Here is a 15,233-nt window from a genome sequence, read left to right as displayed (position 1 = left end):
GACAGCGACCGTTAAATGATAAACGCCGTTTTCTGGTTGGCTGCCGCTTTTTGCGCCCCGCGGGTGAACGCGGTCGTACCGGTGCGCGCCACTTCTTTGATGCCATAGGGGCGCAACAGCTCAATCAACGCCTCGACTTTTTCCGGCTCGCCGGTGACTTGAATGACGAGGCAGTCTTTGCTGACGTCGACGATCGAGGCGCGGAACGGCTCAATGAGCGTGTAGATTTCTTGGCGGATCGCCGGAGCAGCCGACACTTTCACAAGCGCCAGCTCACGGGCGACGATCGCCTGATCCGTGATGTCACTGACTTTCAATACATCGATCTGCTTGTTTAGCAGTTTGATAATTTGTTCCGCGGTCCGTTCGTCGTCGACATTGACGACAAATGTCATCCGCGAGACTCCATCGATTTCCGTATGCCCGACGGTGATGCTTTCGATATTGTAATGCCGCTTCGTAAACAGCCCGGTGATGCGGTTTAACACGCCCGGGCGGTTGTTGACCGTCATCGTGATAATTCTTCGCACGCTTTCACCCCCACCATTTCATGAAGCCCTTTGCCGGGCGCCACCATCGGATACACGTTCTCGTCGGCGCGGACGTGGAAATCCAACAGCACCGGGCCGTCCATCGCAAACGCTTGTTTTAACACTTCAGCTGCTTCCGCCTCCGTCTTCGCCCGCAGCCCCAGTATGCCGTATGCTTCAGCGAGTTTTACAAAATCCGGATGATTCGGGATGAGCGAATGGGAGTACCGTTTTTCGTAAAACAGCTCCTGCCATTGCCGCACCATGCCGAGCGCCTGGTTGTTGACGATGACGATTTTAATTGGCAACCCCAGCTCTTGAATGACCGACAGCTCTTGAAGCGTCATTTGGAAACCGCCGTCGCCGACGATGGAAACGACGGTCGCGCTCCGATCCGCCAGCTGGGCGCCGATCGCTGCCGGAAGCCCAAAGCCCATCGTGCCGAGCCCCCCGGACGTCACCCACCGGTTCGGTCGATTGAACTTGTAATATTGCGCCGCCCACATTTGGTGCTGACCGACGTCTGTTGTGACGATCGCTTCGCCATTTGTCAATTCGTAAATCATTTCGATAAGCTTTTGCGGCTTGATCGTCCCGGCTTCCGGCTCGTAATGGAGCGGGAAGCGCCGCTTCCACTCATTGAGCTGTTCGAGCCACGCCGCGTTGTCAGCCGGTTTGCCTTGCTGGGCGATCAGTTCCTGCAGCGCCGCTTTGGCGTCGCTGACAATCGGAATTTTGGTCGGCACGTTTTTGCCGATTTCCGCCGGGTCGATGTCGATATGAGCGACAGTCGCCTTTGGCGCGAAGTATTTCAAGTTGCCGGTGACCCGGTCGTCAAAACGGGCGCCGATGTTGATAAGCAAATCGCACTCATAGAGCGCCATGTTCGCCGTGTACGTCCCGTGCATGCCCGCCATCCCCAAGAAAAGCGGATGGTCTGCTGGGAAGCCGCCAAGGCCAAGAAGCGTATGAACGACCGGAATGTTTTGCTGCTCGGCGTACTGCCGCAATTCGTTTGCCGCGTCGGCGTGCAAGACGCCAGCGCCGGCTAAAATGACCGGCCGCTTCGACTGGCTGACCGCCTCGACAAGACGGCGGATTTGCCAATGGTTCGGCTGTGTCGTCGGCTGATACCCAGGCAAGCAAACTTCTTCATCGTAATCGAATTCCCCTTCGGCCGTTGTGATGTCTTTCGGAATATCGATCAACACCGGCCCCGGCCGTCCAGTCGTTGCGATGTGGAACGCCTCTTTGATGATTTTCGGCAACTCACTGATGTCGCGCACTTGGTAGTTGTGTTTCGTAATCGGCATCGTAATCCCGACGACATCGGCTTCCTGAAAGGCGTCCGAGCCGATGACGCTCGTCGCTACTTGCCCAGTGAACACGACGAGCGGCAACGAATCCATCATGGCGTCGGTCAGTCCGGTGACGATGTTGGTCGCTCCCGGCCCCGATGTCACGATGACGACCCCCGGTTTTCCCGAAATGCGCGCGTACCCTTCCGCCGCATGAATGGCTCCCTGCTCGTGCCGCGTCAAGACGTGAAACACACCGGCTTTATACAGCTCATCGTAAAGCGGAAGCACCGCGCCGCCCGGATAGCCGAAAATGACTTCGACTTGCTCCGCCTTCAGCGCTTCGATCAACATCATCGACCCGCTCATCCTCGTCTTCGCCTGCTCCTCCACGTTCATCTTTGCCATCGTCGACCCTCCCCGTTGGTTGTGATCCATATAAAAAACCTTTTCACCCACCATGACTGGCATTTCCAGCCAAAGGGGCGAAAAGGTTTCCTTTCCGCGGTACCACCCTTCTTCACGGCCATGACGGCCGCCTCAGGAGCAGCCAGCCGAAACCGGCTGCTCGTTTTTTGTAACGGGTGAAGCGCACATCCCCACCCGTCCGGCCCTACTGGCGAATCTGCGTTCAAGCCGGCGCTCGGAGGTGAGTTCATCAAGCGGCAACATCACCGGTTCGCAGCTCCCCCGGCTCTCTGTGGATGTTGGCCCCGCTGACTACTTATCCTCGTCAACGCTTTCTCGCTATATGGTTGTCATTCTTGCTCAACTGACATTGGCGTTCGTCGGATACACCTTTACTCCTTCGACGACTACGCGGCGGCGGAATTCTTCAAGCAGCCGCTTCGTATGCGGACCCGGCGTCCCGTCGCCGATCGTCCGGCCATCGACTTTAATGACGGAAATGACTTCGGCTGCCGTCCCGGTTAAAAACACTTCATCTGCCACATACACGTCATGGCGGGTGAACGGCTCCTCTTTCACCGTATAACCGAGATCAACGGCAATTTCCATAATCGCCTGACGCGTGATGCCTTCCAGCGCCCCGACATACCCTGGAGGCGTGTAAATGACGCCGTTTTTAATGATGAAGACGTTGTCGCCGGAACCTTCGGCCACATATCCTTGGTCGTTTAAGATCAGCGCCTCGCTCACGTTGGCCAAATGCGCTTCGATCTTCACGAGAACATTGTTCAAATAGTTGAGCGATTTGACCTTCGGACTCAGCACATCAGAGCGGTTGCGGCGCGTCGCTACTGTCACCACTTCGATGCCGGTTTCATATAAATGTTTTGGAAAGAGCGCGAGCGGCTCCACGATAATGACGATTTGCGGCGTTTTGCATTTGTACGGATCAAGGCCCAAATCGCCAACCCCGCGCGAAACGACTAAGCGAATGTATGCATCCTGATAGCCGTTGCGGCGGACGGTTTCAAGCACATGGCCGATCATTTCGTCCTTCGTATATGGAATGTCGAGCAAAATTGACTTGGCCGAATTGTACAGCCGATCTATGTGCTCCTCAAGGCGGAAGACGTTGCCGCTGTAGACGCGAATGCCTTCAAATACGCCGTCCCCATACAAAAATCCATGGTCATACACGGAAATTTTGGCGTTTTCTTTTGTCACAAATTCTCCGTTTAAAAAGATCCATTGTTCGCCCACTTCGGTTCCCCTCTTCCTTGATCAGTCAACGGTTGCTTTAAACGGCTCGGTGATGCGTTTGAATCGTTTCTCTTGTTTGAAAATTATAATAATCCGAAACGACCGCGCCGTCAATAACTTTTTTTGAAAATTTCGATTCGTCGAACTGCTTGTATACGCTTACAATTTGATAGAATCAAGGATTTGCCGTTTAAAAAAATTTTTTCTTCGCCCAGCAGTGAAGAGGGAAGAAGCTATGTTTCCCCATTCGCAAAAGCAACGCAACGCCTCCGGCTCGAGAAACCCGCCGGCCTCTTGAAAACGTCCGGAAAACGAAAAAGACGGACGCTTTGTCCGCCTAGATGGAAAACGTTTGTTGCAAGCCTGGGACCGGCTTCCCTGCTGTGTCGTAAAATTCCACTGTCGCCCGGCCGTTTGCAGCGGTCAGCACCGCGTACGTTCTTTCTTTTCTCCCGCGCGGCAAGGCGATGCTGCCGGGATTGATGAACAGCACCCCCTCGATTTGCTCGGCCCCAGCCAGGTGGGAATGGCCGAAACAAACGACATGGGCGCTCGTTTCTTTCGCCCGGTAGTAGAGGCGCAGCAGCGACGTTTTGACGCCGTACAAATGGCCGTGCGTGATGAGAAAGCGAAGGCCTTCCGCCTCCTCGGTCCGCTCATTCGGAAACGCCGCGAAATCGCAGTTGCCGCGTACGACGACAAATGGAGCAAGTTCGGCCGCTTGAGCCGACAGCTCAGAATCGCCGCAATGAATAAACAGATCGGCTTCATGGCGATGGCGCTCGACAATGGCGGAGAGTTCGCCGCTGAGCCCGTGGCTGTCGCTTACAACGACCGCTTTCATTCCGTCCGTCCCTCCCCTCCCATGATGTCATCCCATTGCTCGTCAAGCTTGGCCAACGCCTTCGCCCGGTGGCTGATCTCATTTTTCTCTTCCGGGGTGAGTTCCGCCATCGTCTTCCCCTTTTCCGGAAGATAAAAGACGGGGTCATAGCCAAAACCGCCTTCTCCCCGCGGCGCTTCGGCGATGTACCCTTCGCACGCCGCCTCCACAACGGCCGTCGGCCGCCCGGGGATGGCGACCGCCAGTGCGCAATGAAACCGGGCGGTGCGCTGTTCCATCGGCACGCCTTCCAACTCATGAAGCAGCTTCGCGATGTTGCGCGCATCGTTTTTGTCTTCACCGGCATAGCGGGCTGAATAGACGCCCGGCCGGCCGCCGAGCGCATCGACCACCAGCCCCGAATCATCGGCGATCACCGGGCAGCCGAAACGGCGAGATATGGCTTCCGCTTTTAACCGGGCGTTTTCGGCAAACGTGCTTCCCGTCTCCTCGACGTCCGGAACGTCCGGAAAATCAAGCAGCGATTTGACGTCGATGCCCCGCTTCGCAAACAAAGCGGCAAATTCGCGCACTTTTCCGGCATTTTTCGTCGCGATCACAATCTTGTTCACTCTGTCCCCTCCTCCTGCTTCGCTTCTTGCTTCGTCCCGATGCGAGCCGCCCAATCGCCCAAAACGCGGCGCTGCACGGCGATCAGCTGTTCAATGCCGATGTGCGCCGCCTCAAGCAATTCATCGAGCTCGGCGCGAGAAAAAGTCGCTTCTTCCCCGGTCCCTTGAATTTCAACAAACTGGCCGGATCCGGTCATGACGACGTTCATATCGACTTTTGCCCGCGCGTCTTCATCGTAATTCAAATCGAGCACAACGCCATGCTCCGGATCGATGCCAACGGACGTAGCGGCAAGAAAATCGCGGATTGGAAGCGCCTCGAGCTTCCCTTCGTCAACGAACTTGGAAAGCGCCAGCACGAGCGCCACGTAGCCGCCGGTGATCGAGGCGGTGCGCGTTCCGCCGTCCGCCTGAATGACGTCGCAATCGATCCAAACCGTTCGTTCGCCAAGCCGCTCCAATTCAACGACCGAGCGGAGCGCGCGGCCGATCAGGCGTTGAATTTCCATCGTCCTCCCCGACACTTTCCCTTTGCTTGCCTCCCTCGCATTCCGCTGCTCTGTCGCCCGCGGCAACATCCCATATTCGGCGGTGATCCATCCTTTTCCGCCGCCGCGCATAAACGGCGGCACTTTTTCTTCCACCGTCGCCGTGCAAATCACTTTCGTGTCGCCGATTTCAATCAACACGGACCCTTCGGCATGTTTCACATAATGCGGCTGTATATGTACAGGGCGCAGCTCACGGTTATGTCGTCCGTCTGCTCTCATTCACTCTTCCTCCTTTTTCCTTCCCGTTTGCCAGCAGGAGCCGGTCGGTCCTGCCTCCTTCCTTGCATCACGACTCCGTGCCGCCGTTGCCAAAAAACAAAGAGGCGGAGCACGCTTCCACCTCTTTGTTATACCATAACAGCCTATTCGTTTCCAGCTTGGGTGAACACCCCACCACTTACGCTTCGCTTAGAGGCGGGGGCTTCAAGCGACTTGTGCGTGTTCGCCGAACGGTAAGCCACACACAAGAACCCTTTACACTTTCCTTCGTTCCGAAGGGGTCCGTTCTAACCTTATTTTATCCTATTCGTTGGCTAACGCCAACCGACATTCATCTCCCACTTTCACTTTGCTGAGAAGCGGGAGACTTCTTTCGGAAAGATGTTAAAACGACCCGGTATTGACGTTTTGTGGGCGGGCGACCGGTTTTGTGAGCGGTTTGCCGTCTTCCGTAACAAGATCGGCTTTGCCGTTCACCGTAATCGTGACGCTCTCAACGCCGCTTTGCTCGGTGAGCGACAACACAAGCGAGTTCAAGACGACGTCAGAAATCACATTTTTCTTGTTGCTGCCAAAAATGCCTTCGTTAAAATTGAGCGTGACTTGGCCATCTTCGTATTTTGGCTTGTCAAGCAGCTTGGCGTCCGGCTGGAAGACGCCGACAAGCACACTGCCATGTTCCGGCCCTTGAATAAGTTCATGGACCGCCGCCGCGATATCATCTTTTTCTTGGTTGGAAACACGTCTTGTCACAGGGACATAATACGTCGTTTCTCCCTGTTGGGCAACAAAATACACGGTGACGGGATGCGTATTCGTAATGTCCGGCACACCGCCCGCCTCCATGTTGATGCCGTCGGCGCGGCTCACCCCGTCTTGAATCGGCGTTTTATTGACCGGCATCACCTCTTGGTCATAACCGTTAATGCGGATTTTGACGCGCTTAATGTTGTCAAACTGCGTCAACGTCCACGCAATGGCTTGCAAAATCCGCTTTTCGTCTTCCGGTTTGTATTGCTTGAATTCCGGTGAAAAATCGGCGATCAACGTCCCGTCTTTTTCAAGTTTGGTGCCAAGCACGGTTGTCCCTGCCGGAATGACGGCGCGGAAACCGTTCGGCAACATATTCGACACCGGTCCGTCTTCAACCAAATACTCAAGCACTTGTTTCGCAACAGCCTGCGTTTTTGGCAACTCAACCGTTTGCGGCACGACATATCCGTTTTTGTCAATCAGGTAAAGCTCTCGCTTGACCGTCTCGGTCGCCTTCTCTTCCTCTTTGGCCCCCTCTTTCCCTTTCGTTGCCTCCTCGAGCGCCTGGCCGTCTTTTACATAGCTCGTGTTTTGCGGCGGATCAATTTCCTTCACTGCTTCATCTTGGCCAAACAAGCCGCAGCCGCCGAGCAGCAAAAGCGAAGCGAGCACCGGCGCCGTCCATCTATGAACCGTCCGTTTGCCCATTGACGTTCCCTCCTACTCGTGGTTTGTACTACTATGTATACGAGCCACTGTCCAAAATAGAATAAAAAAATCCTTTAGCGTCTATGCGCTAAAGGATTTTTTTGCCTACAGGCGAATCGATTCCACCGTGCCGATCGGTCTGCCAAACCACTTTCTTGAAATCTTTTCAAAAAGCTCTTTCGGACCGGTCGTAAAAAACAAATGCTCCGGCTCGCGCTGGCCCGTATAAAGAAGGTGGCTGTGATGCAAAATGGCGCTCACTTCGCGGGCCATTTCACCGCCCGAGCAAATCAGTTTCACTTTTTTGCCCATGTAGGCCCGGATCAGCGGGGCAAGCAGCGGATAATGCGTGCAGCCTAAAATAAGCACGTCAATCGGCAGCGGGCGCAGCGGAGCGAGCGACTCGGCGACGACCGCCTTCGCTTTCTCCCCTTCAAAATCGCCACTTTCGACCAGAGGGACAAACTTCGGGCACGCCAAGCTTTCGACATGGACGTGCGGATTGATCGATTGGAGCGCCTTTTCGTACGCCTTGCTTCTCACCGTGCCGATCGTGCCGATCACGCCAATATGCCCATTTTTTGTCGCCTTCAAGGCGGCGCGGGCGCCGGGATGAACGACGCCGAGCACCGGAATGTCAAGCCGCTCCCGCACTTCATCGAGCGCGACCGCGGTTGCCGTGTTGCAGGCAATGACAAGCATTTTCAACGGATATTGCCGCAAGTAGTGAATCATCTGCCATGTAAATCGGCGAATTTCTTCAACCGGGCGCGGCCCGTACGGACAGCGGGCGGTGTCGCCAAGGTAAATGATCTGTTCCTTTGGCAGCTGCCGCATAATTTCTTTGGCGACGGTTAAGCCGCCGACTCCTGAATCAATGACACCAATTGCTCTTTCCAAGTGATCGCCTCATTCTTTCATCATTTCTTGATGCAGTTTGCGCAAACAGCGCTCAAAAACGACAATTTCTTCATCCGAAAAGTTTTCCAGCACTTGGGCCAAATCGCGCTGGCGTTTTTCAATCACTTCCTCAATGATGCGCTCGCCTTTTTCGAGCAGGTGAATGCGGACGACGCGCCGATCATGTTCATCACGCACTCGGGCGACGAGACCGTTTCGCTCCATGCGATCGACCAAGTCGGTCGTCGTGCTGCACGCCAAATACATTTTGTTCGATAACTCGCCAACCGTCAAGTCCCCTTCTTCAAGCAGCCATTGCAACGCAACAAACTGCGGAGGCGTGATGGGATAGTTCGTTAAAATTTCGCGGCCGCGCTGTTTTAAGTTGGCGGCGATATAGCGAAGCAATTTTTCCAACTCGGCAACCGTTTTTTCGTTCATCGCAGACGGCATACAATCTCCCCTTGATCATTTTCGCGGCCTGGCCCCAAAACAACGTGCCTCAGCCAACGGCCATTCTATTTTTCATTTTACAATACCGGGGGGCATAATCAATACAAAATATAGAACGCCGCTGCAGACAAAAGGCCAGACAGACGGCAAAGCCTCGTCCGGCCGCAAAGGAACATAACAGCCGGCCACCCGGAAAGGGAAAAGCCGGCATTGTGTGAACTACCCACCACCTACGCTTCGCTTAGAGGTGGGGGCTTCAAGCGACTTGTGTGTGTTCGCTGAACGGTAAGCCACACACAAGAACCCTTTACGCTTCCCTTCGTTCCGAAGGTGTCCGTTCTAGCCATATTCTATCATATTCGTTGGCTAACGCCAACCGAAATTCATCTCCCACTTTCACTGGTGCTGGCGCACCTTCACGTTTAGAAGTAGGAGACTTCTTTCGGAGGGAAGTTAAAGTTTCAGTTCGCCCATTCGAAGCAATTCAATCACAGCTTGCGAGCGCCCCTTGACCCCAAGCTTTTGCATCGCATTCGAAATATGGTTGCGAACGGTTTTTTCACTGATGAACAGTTCTTTGGCGATTTCCTTCGTCGTCTTATCTTGCACGAGCAATTCGAAGACTTCTTTTTCTCTTTTTGTCAAAAGCGGCTTCGATTGAAACGATTGATCCCTCAACGGTGGTAACCCTCCTTGCTCTCAATGGGCCCGAACTGCCGGATGGGTATTTCCTCACCATATCGTATGTGAGAGCAAGGACGGCGGTGACGAAATTTTGCTTATCTAATAGAAAAATAGATCTTTTTTTCGCCTCCCCGCCTGATCAAAGACAAGGGGGCTGGGCAAGCGCAAAATCCCCTCCATGGCTGGCCACGGAGGGGATGAGAGGTCCAACTGTTACACTTCGTCGCTTCCAAAGAAATCGCGGAACATTTGAATCGTCGTTTCGCGGTTTAACGCCGCGATCGATGTCGTCAACGGAATGCCTTTCGGGCACGATTGCACACAGTTTTGCGAGTTGCCGCAGTTGGCCAAACCGCCGTCGCCCATAATCGCCCGCAGCCGTTCGGCTTTATGCATCGCTCCGGTCGGATGGGCGTTAAACAGCCGCACCTGCGACAGCGGCGCCGGGCCGATAAAGTTCGACTTGCTGTTGACGTTCGGGCACGCTTCAAGACAGACCCCGCACGTCATGCATTTGGACAGCTCGTACGCCCATTGCCGCTTCCGCTCCGGCATGCGCGGACCCGGACCCAAGTCGTACGTTCCGTCGATTGGAATCCATGCTTTGACGAGTTTTAGCGCATCAAACATCCGGCTCCGGTCGATGACCAAGTCGCGGATGACCGGGAACGTGCGCATCGGCTCCAGGCGGATCGGCTGCTCTAATTTATCAATGAGCGCCGCACATGCTTGCCGCGGCTTTCCGTTAATGACCATCGAGCAGGCCCCGCACACTTCTTCCAAACAGTTCATTTCCCAGGCGACCGGCGTCGTTTTTTCCCCTTTGGCGTTGACCGGATTGCGGCGAATTTCCATGAGCGCCGAAATGACGTTCATGTTCGGGCGGTACGGAATGACAAACTCTTCTTCATACGGCGCGGAATCCGGACGATCTTGGCGCGTGATGATGAACCGAACCGTTTTGTTTTCGCTCATCTTACTTCACTTCCTCTTTCTTTTTGCTGTAGTCGCGTTTGCGCGGCTTAATCAACGAGACATCGACATCTTCGTAATGGAACGCCGGACCGTCTGGCGTATAGCGGGCCATCGTCGTTTTCAGCCATTCTTCGTCATTGCGCTCCGGAAACTCCGGCTTGTAGTGCGCCCCACGGCTTTCGTTGCGATAGTACGCGCCGAGCGTAATGACGCGGGCAAGCTGGAGCATGTTGTACAGCTGGCGGATAAACGTCGCCCCTTGGTTGCTCCATCTCGACGTATCGGTGACGCTGATGTTTTTATACCGCTCCATCAGCTCTTGAATTTTCTCATCGGTCTTCAGCAGCCGGTCGTTGTAGCGGACGATCGTCACGTTTGCCGTCATCCATTCACCGAGCTCTTTATGCAGCACGTAGGCGTTTTCCGTGCCGTCCATCGCCAAAATGTTTTCCCATTTTTCCTGCTCTTGTTTGACATAACGGTCGTACAGCGTCGACGGCATCGCATCGGCCGATTTCTCGAGGCCGCGGATGTAGCGGACTGCATTCGGGCCGGCGACCATTCCACCGTAAATCGCCGACAGAAGCGAGTTTGCCCCGAGACGGTTGGCGCCATGAATGGAATAATCGCACTCACCGGCGGCAAACAGCCCTTTGATGTTCGTCATTTGGTCATAGTCGACCCATAAGCCGCCCATCGAATAGTGAACGGCCGGAAATACTTTCATCGGCACTTTGCGTGGGTCTTCGCCCATGAACTTCTCATAAATTTCGATAATGCCGCCGAGCTTGATATCGAGCTCTTTCGGATCTTTATGGGAAAGATCGAGGTACACCATGTTTTCGCCGTTGATGCCGAGCTTCAAGTCGACGCACACATGGAAAATTTCCCGGGCGGCGATATCGCGCGGCACCAAGTTTCCGTAAGCCGGATATTTTTCCTCAAGAAAATACCATGGTTTTCCATCTTTATACGTCCAGACGCGGCCGCCTTCCCCGCGCGCCGATTCGCTCATCAACCGAAGCTTGTCATCGCCTGGAATCGCGGTCGGATGGATTTGGATAAACTCGCCGTTCGCGTAGTAAACCCCTTGCTGATAGGCGATGGAAGCCGCCGATCCGGTATTGATGACCGAGTTCGTCGATTTCCCGAAAATGATCCCCGGGCCGCCGGTCGCCAAAATGACGGCATCGGCAGGGAACGCTTTAATTTCCATCGAACGCAAGTCTTGCGCGACAATGCCGCGGCAAATTTGTTCGTCATCCAAAACGATCCCTAAAAATTCCCAATGCTCATATTTCGTCACAAGCCCCGCTACTTCATGGCGGCGCACTTGTTCGTCAAGCGCATACAAAATTTGCTGTCCGGTCGTCGCCCCGGCGTACGCCGTGCGGTGGTGCTGCGTCCCGCCGAAACGGCGGAAATCAAGAAGCCCTTCCGGCGTGCGGTTGAACATGACGCCCATCCGATCGAGCATGTAAATGATCCCTGGCGCCGCCTCACACATCGCTTTGACCGGAGGCTGGTTCGCCAAGAAGTCCCCGCCATAGACGGTATCGTCAAAGTGTTCCCACGGCGAATCGCCTTCCCCTTTCGTGTTGACCGCTCCGTTAATGCCGCCTTGGGCACAGACGGAGTGAGAACGCTTTACCGGAACGAGCGAAAACAACTCAACAGGCACTCCTGCTTCGGCGATTTTAATCGTGGCCATCAAGCCGGCCAACCCGCCGCCGACAACGATGATTTTTCCTTTTTTCATGGCTACTCACTCCCTAGAAAATTGCTGCTTTTGCTTCAATGTCCCTCGGTTTGCCTCTGTCGATCAAGCGTTCGTTCGACAAACGGCTGCAGCGTGATCCATCAAGAGCCAACGCAGCGGTTCATGTCATCCAACAGCTGAAATCAATTTTTTACGCAAAAGCCAAAATGGCGCGAATGCCGACAATCGAAAGCGCGACAAAGATGATCATCGTAATGTACGTGAACACTTGCTGTGAACGAGGGGATACCGTTAAACCCCAGCTGACGAAGAACGACCATAAACCGTTGGCGAAGTGAAAGACGGTCGACAAAATACCGATAATATAAAACCAAAGCATAAATGGATTATCGACAATATTGGCCATCATATCATAATTCACTTCAGCGCCAAACACGGCTTGCACCCTTGTTTCATACACGTGCCAGACGACAAAAATCAATGTGATAATGCCCGTAATCCGCTGAAGCATGAACATCCAGTTGCGGAAATAGCCGTACTGGCGCGTGTTGAATTTGGCTGTAAACGCGATGTAAATGCCGTATACCGCGTGGAACAGCAATGGAAGGAAAATAATGAAAATTTCCAAGAAAATACGGAACGGCAAGTTTTCCATAAATGCAGCCGCCCGGTTAAACGCTTCCGGTCCGCGCGTCGCAAAATGGTTGACGACCAAGTGCTGCACTAAAAACACCCCAACGGGGATAACCCCGAGCAGCGAATGGAGCCGGCGATAATAAAACTCGCGATTCCCTGCCATTATGTAACCCCCCTTTAACGTAAGTAAAAATAAATTCTCCTCGTTACAGAATGGAATAGAAACGCCTTCCATTTCCATCTTGCATTTGTCACATTCATTGTACTCCCACATTATACAAGCGTCAAGAAAACATCGTCACAAAGTGTTCAAACATTCTCCGTTCACGTTTTTTGCAAGAAAGAGAGTGCATACCGGCGGCTGTTTGGCTATAATGGGAAAATGGATAGAAAGAGGGGAACATGATGAGACAGCCATCATTGGAAAAACAGTACGAAACATTTCGATCGATTACCCAATCGGCGTTTGGCGCTGAGCTGCTCCGCCATTCGCTTCTTCCCGAGCTGCTCGGCAAAAACGCCCCGTCCCTTTTATACTGGGCGGGCAGACAGCTGGCGCGTCGCTATCCGCTTCGCGACTTGGAACAAATCGCCGCTTTTTTTGAGGAGGCCGGCTGGGGAACGCTGACGGCTGGCGAAGAACGGAACGACGAGCTGCCCATCGAGCTGTCCGGCTCTATCATCGCCGCTCGCTTTTCCTTGTACGGCAGCTGCTCGTTTCAGCTCGAAGCCGGATTTCTTGCCGAACAGATTGAGCAGCAAAAACGTCTTGTCACCGAAGCGGTTGAACTGCCGGCCAAGCGAGCCGGCCAGGCGCGCATTTTAGTCAAATGGGACCGGAAGCAGCCCATCGAGTAACGAAAGGGCGTCCCGGCTCGGCCGGACGCCCTTTCGTTTCCGTTTGCAGTTATTCATGCAGCTTCTCATAAATCTTCTCCGCCACCGCCCGCGGAATGTTCGCCTGTTGCAGCTCTTCCACCGTCGCCTCTTTCATCTTTTTCACCGAGCCGAAATAATTCAAGAGTGCTTTTTTCCGCTTTTTCCCAACACCCGGGATGTCATCAAGCACGGAATGGAACATCGTCTTCTGCCGCGCCTGGCGGTGGAACGTGACCGCAAACCGGTGCACTTCGTCTTGAATGCGCTGCAATAAATAAAACTCTTGGCTTTGCCGGTCAAGCGGCACGACCGTTGGCGGGTCGCCGGCCAAAAGCTCGGATGTGCGGTGTTTTTCGTCTTTCGCCAGCCCGGCCAGCGGCACATCGAGGCCAAGCTCGTTTTCCAATACATCCCGCACCGCCGACAAGTGTCCTTTGCCGCCGTCGATGATGATCAAATCGGGAAGCGGCAATCCTTCTTTCAACACGCGCGTATAGCGGCGGCGCACAACTTCGCGCATCGTTTCATAATCGTTCGGTCCCGCCACTGTTTTTACCTTATATTTCCGGTATTCTTTTTTCGCCGGCTTGCCATCGAGGAAAACGACGAGCGCCGAGACCGGATCGGCCCCGTAAATGTTCGAGTTGTCAAACGCCTCGATGCGGCGCGGCGCCGGAATGCCAAGACGCTCTCCGAGACGTTCGATGGCTTTGATCGTCCGTTCTTCGTCCCGCTCGATGAAATAAAATTTTTCTTTCAGAGCAATGGCCGCGTTTTGGCTCGCCAGCTCCACAAGCTCTTTTTTCTTCCCTTTTTTCGGCTGGACGACGGCTACGCCGAGCAATTCACGGGCAAGCTCCCCGTCAATGTCGGACGGGAGGACGACTTCTTTTGGCTTCAAATGATGCGCTTTCGCATAAAACTGGCCCAAAAACGTCAGCATTTCCTCATCCGGGTCTTGATAAAGCGGAAAAATGGACACGTCGCGCTCGATCAGCTTTCCTTGGCGGAGGAAAAACACTTGCACGCACATCCAGCCCTTGTCGTACGCATAGCCGAATACATCGCGGTCGATGAAATCATTGAACATCATTTTTTGCTTTTCCATCGTCATCTCAATCGCCGCGATTTGGTCGCGGTATTCTTTCGCCCGCTCAAATTCGAGCGCTTCCGCCGCCTCGTGCATTTTCTCGGCCAACTCCCGCTTTACGTCTTCATAGCCGCCGTTTAAAAAGCGGACGATTTGTTCAACGATCGCCTTATTTTGTTCGTCCGACACCGGGTTGACGCACGGGGCGAGGCATTGGCCCATATGGTAATACAAACAGGCGCGCGAAGGCATCGTCGAACATTTGCGGAGCGGATACAAACGGTCGAGCAGCTTTTTCGTTTCGTTCGCCGCCTGCACGTTCGGATACGGGCCGAAATATTTGCCGCCGTCTTTTTTCACTTTGCGGGTGATGAGCAAGCGCGGATGTTGTTCCGCGGTGATTTTAATAAACGGGTAGCTTTTATCATCCTTGAGCATGACGTTGTATTTCGGATCATGCTTTTTGATCAAATTCATCTCCAAAATGAGCGCCTCGGCGTTTGACGAGGTGACGATGTATTCGAAATCGGCGATTTCCTCCACAAGCCGCTGCGTTTTGCCATCATGCGTCCCGGTAAAATACGAGCGGACGCGCGCCTTCAACGACTTCGCCTTGCCGACGTAAATGACCGTTCCGTGTTTGTCTTTCATTAAATAGCAGCCCGGCTGTTCCGGGAGCACGGACAGCTTTTCCTTCAGCCGGTCGTTCATGGC

Annotated in this window: 15 protein-coding genes and 1 other annotated feature; of the genes, 1 reads left to right on the top strand and 14 read right to left on the bottom strand. The window is 54.0% G+C overall.

The genetic code is table 11. The features are described 5' to 3' along the window. Window positions 1–11: 11 nt before the first annotated feature. From ilvN to AP057_RS10260, 13 genes are all read right to left on the bottom strand, one after another. Window positions 12–530: an acetolactate synthase small subunit gene (gene ilvN, locus AP057_RS10320; RefSeq protein WP_055358680.1), complete on the bottom strand. Its 519-nt coding sequence runs from the start codon at window positions 528–530 to the stop codon at window positions 12–14. After that, on the bottom strand, window positions 509–2,236 hold the full coding sequence (gene ilvB / locus AP057_RS10315) for an acetolactate synthase large subunit (protein WP_055358706.1): 1,728 nt from the start codon (window positions 2,234–2,236) through the stop codon (window positions 509–511). The genes ilvN and ilvB overlap by 22 nt, the downstream gene beginning before the upstream one ends. A 70-nt stretch (window positions 2,237–2,306) precedes the next feature. Beyond that, window positions 2,307–2,574 (bottom strand) — a binding site (T-box leader). A 22-nt stretch (window positions 2,575–2,596) separates the two neighbouring features. Continuing rightward, the gene (gene ilvE, locus AP057_RS10310) at window positions 2,597–3,496 is read right to left on the bottom strand and encodes a branched-chain-amino-acid transaminase (RefSeq protein WP_033010640.1); all 900 of its coding nucleotides are present in this window, start codon (window positions 3,494–3,496) and stop codon (window positions 2,597–2,599) included. Between the two features lie 337 nt (window positions 3,497–3,833). Beyond that, on the bottom strand, window positions 3,834–4,340 hold the full coding sequence (locus AP057_RS10305; RefSeq protein ID WP_033014339.1) for a metallophosphoesterase family protein: 507 nt from the start codon (window positions 4,338–4,340) through the stop codon (window positions 3,834–3,836). Continuing rightward, window positions 4,337–4,951: an XTP/dITP diphosphatase gene (locus AP057_RS10300; RefSeq protein ID WP_049624965.1), complete on the bottom strand. Its 615-nt coding sequence runs from the start codon at window positions 4,949–4,951 to the stop codon at window positions 4,337–4,339. The genes AP057_RS10305 and AP057_RS10300 overlap by 4 nt, the downstream gene beginning before the upstream one ends. After that, window positions 4,948–5,721, bottom strand: coding sequence for a ribonuclease PH (rph, locus tag AP057_RS10295; protein ID WP_033010643.1), 774 nt, complete (start codon window positions 5,719–5,721; stop codon window positions 4,948–4,950). The genes AP057_RS10300 and rph overlap by 4 nt, the downstream gene beginning before the upstream one ends. A 384-nt stretch (window positions 5,722–6,105) precedes the next feature. After that, entirely contained in the window at window positions 6,106–7,182 is a 1,077-nt protein-coding gene (locus AP057_RS10290; protein ID WP_033014341.1) for a GerMN domain-containing protein, read from the bottom strand. A gap of 105 nt (window positions 7,183–7,287) precedes the next feature. Continuing rightward, window positions 7,288–8,082 (bottom strand): glutamate racemase, encoded by a 795-nt coding sequence (gene racE / locus AP057_RS10285; protein WP_033014342.1) that lies wholly within the window; start codon window positions 8,080–8,082, stop codon window positions 7,288–7,290. 9 nt (window positions 8,083–8,091) lie between these two features. Continuing rightward, window positions 8,092–8,535, bottom strand: coding sequence for a MarR family winged helix-turn-helix transcriptional regulator (locus AP057_RS10280; protein ID WP_033014343.1), 444 nt, complete (start codon window positions 8,533–8,535; stop codon window positions 8,092–8,094). A gap of 453 nt (window positions 8,536–8,988) precedes the next feature. Continuing rightward, on the bottom strand, window positions 8,989–9,213 hold the full coding sequence (locus AP057_RS10275) for a response regulator transcription factor (protein WP_049624963.1): 225 nt from the start codon (window positions 9,211–9,213) through the stop codon (window positions 8,989–8,991). 219 nt (window positions 9,214–9,432) lie between these two features. Further along, window positions 9,433–10,194: a succinate dehydrogenase iron-sulfur subunit gene (gene sdhB, locus AP057_RS10270; protein WP_049624962.1), complete on the bottom strand. Its 762-nt coding sequence runs from the start codon at window positions 10,192–10,194 to the stop codon at window positions 9,433–9,435. A 1-nt stretch (window position 10,195) separates the two neighbouring features. Beyond that, window positions 10,196–11,953 carry a succinate dehydrogenase flavoprotein subunit gene (sdhA, locus tag AP057_RS10265; RefSeq protein WP_033014351.1) on the bottom strand — a complete coding sequence of 586 codons (1,758 nt, stop codon included), beginning with the start codon at window positions 11,951–11,953 and terminating at the stop codon, window positions 10,196–10,198. 151 nt (window positions 11,954–12,104) lie between these two features. After that, the gene (locus tag AP057_RS10260) at window positions 12,105–12,713 is read right to left on the bottom strand and encodes a succinate dehydrogenase cytochrome b558 subunit (protein ID WP_049624961.1); all 609 of its coding nucleotides are present in this window, start codon (window positions 12,711–12,713) and stop codon (window positions 12,105–12,107) included. Between the two features lie 242 nt (window positions 12,714–12,955). Between AP057_RS10260 and AP057_RS10255 the strand changes: the two genes are divergently transcribed. Then, window positions 12,956–13,408: a YslB family protein gene (locus AP057_RS10255; protein ID WP_033010653.1), complete on the top strand. Its 453-nt coding sequence runs from the start codon at window positions 12,956–12,958 to the stop codon at window positions 13,406–13,408. Window positions 13,409–13,457: 49 nt separating this feature from the next. On the opposite strand, the gene uvrC is transcribed toward AP057_RS10255, so the two are convergent. Further along, on the bottom strand, window positions 13,458–15,230 hold the full coding sequence (uvrC, locus tag AP057_RS10250) for an excinuclease ABC subunit UvrC (RefSeq protein WP_055358705.1): 1,773 nt from the start codon (window positions 15,228–15,230) through the stop codon (window positions 13,458–13,460). Between the last annotated feature and the right edge of the window lie 3 nt (window positions 15,231–15,233).

Origin of the sequence: Geobacillus sp. Sah69 (genome assembly GCF_001414205.1) — a bacterium.
GTDB lineage: Bacteria > Bacillota > Bacilli > Bacillales > Anoxybacillaceae > Geobacillus > Geobacillus stearothermophilus.
Note: the sequence above shows the minus strand (reverse complement) of the source record. Positions and strands in the feature narration are given on the sequence as shown.

What these genes read in the sequence shown, in the direction of transcription:
- ilvB (WP_055358706.1), bottom strand. Translation starts at nt 2,236, where the DNA reads ATGGCAAAGATGAACGTGGAGGAGCAGGCGAAGACGAGGATGAGCGGG.
- AP057_RS10305 (WP_033014339.1), bottom strand. Translation starts at nt 4,340, where the DNA reads ATGAAAGCGGTCGTTGTAAGCGACAGCCACGGGCTCAGCGGCGAACTC.
- rph (WP_033010643.1), bottom strand. Translation starts at nt 5,721, where the DNA reads ATGAGAGCAGACGGACGACATAACCGTGAGCTGCGCCCTGTACATATA.
- AP057_RS10290 (WP_033014341.1), bottom strand. Translation starts at nt 7,182, where the DNA reads ATGGGCAAACGGACGGTTCATAGATGGACGGCGCCGGTGCTCGCTTCG.
- AP057_RS10280 (WP_033014343.1), bottom strand. Translation starts at nt 8,535, where the DNA reads ATGCCGTCTGCGATGAACGAAAAAACGGTTGCCGAGTTGGAAAAATTG.
- sdhB (WP_049624962.1), bottom strand. Translation starts at nt 10,194, where the DNA reads ATGAGCGAAAACAAAACGGTTCGGTTCATCATCACGCGCCAAGATCGT.
- sdhA (WP_033014351.1), bottom strand. Translation starts at nt 11,953, where the DNA reads ATGAAAAAAGGAAAAATCATCGTTGTCGGCGGCGGGTTGGCCGGCTTG.
- AP057_RS10260 (WP_049624961.1), bottom strand. Translation starts at nt 12,713, where the DNA reads ATGGCAGGGAATCGCGAGTTTTATTATCGCCGGCTCCATTCGCTGCTC.
- AP057_RS10255 (WP_033010653.1), top strand. Translation starts at nt 12,956, where the DNA reads ATGAGACAGCCATCATTGGAAAAACAGTACGAAACATTTCGATCGATT.
- uvrC (WP_055358705.1), bottom strand. Translation starts at nt 15,230, where the DNA reads ATGAACGACCGGCTGAAGGAAAAGCTGTCCGTGCTCCCGGAACAGCCG.